At 49.7% G+C, this 1441-nt stretch carries 2 tRNA genes and 3 rRNA genes; all 5 read right to left on the reverse strand.

Features of this window, described 5'->3' with window-relative positions:
- A 23S ribosomal RNA gene (locus ACTNDQ_RS15330) occupies positions 1 to 267 on the reverse strand; the annotation flags it as partial.
- A 317-nt stretch (positions 268 to 584) separates the two neighbouring features.
- Positions 585 to 658 (reverse strand) — tRNA-Ile (locus tag ACTNDQ_RS15335).
- Positions 659 to 681: 23 nt separating this feature from the next.
- Positions 682 to 754 (reverse strand) — tRNA-Ala (locus ACTNDQ_RS15340).
- A gap of 5 nt (positions 755 to 759) precedes the next feature.
- A 5S ribosomal RNA gene (gene rrf, locus ACTNDQ_RS15345) occupies positions 760 to 877 on the reverse strand.
- A gap of 70 nt (positions 878 to 947) precedes the next feature.
- Positions 948 to 1441 (reverse strand): 16S ribosomal RNA (locus tag ACTNDQ_RS15350); the annotation flags it as partial.

Here is a 1441-nt window from a genome sequence, read left to right on the forward strand (position 1 = left end):
GGCTCCTCCGCGTTCGCTCGCCGCTACTTACGGAATCGATGTTTCTTTCTTTTCCTCCGGGTACTTAGATGTTTCAGTTCCCCGGGTTCCCTTCCATACGTTATGGATTGGCGTATGGATGCATGAGGTCTGCTCATGCGGGTTTCCCCATTCAGAAATCTCCGGATCACGGGATATTTGCTCCTCCCCGAAGCTTTTCGCAGCTTATCACGTCTTTCATCGGCTCTTAGTGCCAAGGCATCCGCCCTGTGCCCTTATTGCTTGACCTTTCGCTTCATCACCCTAGCGTAGGTGATGCGGTCTCTTGATTCTCGTGTCTTCCGATACTCTCGTATCTTCCGACATGTGTTTGATTACTCTGTTCAATAACAGATAAATCGATGTCTTCCTATCTTTGCGTTTGCATTAATTTCTTAATACTTTGCGTTTAAGGATATTTGATTAACTTAATCAAATCTCATGTATGCAGTTTTCAAGGTACAATGTATTGGGCTTTATTGCTTAAAACCCAATAGGCTTAAGCGGACCTTTGCCCTATTGCTCATGATTATGAACTTTTCGGGGTTCTGGTTCATTTAAACCAGTGGGCTTAAGTGGACTCGAACCACCGACCTCACGCTTATCAGGCGTGCGCTCTAACCAGCTGAGCTATAAGCCCATCTTGAAATCTTTCGATTTCAGTGGAGATGAAGAGATTCGAACTCTCGACCCCCTGCTTGCAAGGCAGGTGCTCTCCCAACTGAGCTACATCCCCATTTGATCTGGCAGCCACCTGCTCTCCCACACCGTCTCCAGTGCAGTACCATCGGCCGCTTAGGTCTTAACCGTCGTGTTCGGGATGGGAACGGGTGTGTCCCCTAAGCGCATCGCTACCAGAAATATCATTATTCAGTTGCCTTGATAACTCAACAGTAAAACACATTCTTACTCTCTACTTTTTTCCTTAGAAAGGAGGTGATCCAGCCGCACCTTCCGATACGGCTACCTTGTTACGACTTCACCCCAGTCATCGGTCCCGCCTTCGGCAGCTCCTTCCTTGCGGTTAGGTCACTGACTTCGGGCGTTACTGACTCCCATGGTGTGACGGGCGGTGTGTACAAGACCCGGGAACGTATTCACCGCGGCATTCTGATCCGCGATTACTAGCGATTCCAGCTTCGTGTAGTCGGGTTGCAGACTACAGTCCGAACTGGGACGTTATTTTTGGGATTTGCCCACCCTCGCAGGTTCGCTTCCCTTTGTTTACGCCATTGTAGCACGTGTGTAGCCCAAATCATAAGGGGCATGATGATTTGACGTCATCCCCGCCTTCCTCCAGGTTATCCCTGGCAGTCTCCACAGAGTGCCCATCTTATATGCTGGCTACTGAGGATAGGGGTTGCGCTCGTTGCGGGACTTAACCCAACATCTCACGACACGAGCTGACGACAACCATGCACCA

Source organism: Blautia massiliensis (ex Liu et al. 2021) (assembly GCF_052064225.1).
Classification (GTDB): domain Bacteria; phylum Bacillota; class Clostridia; order Lachnospirales; family Lachnospiraceae; genus Blautia_A; species Blautia_A fusiformis.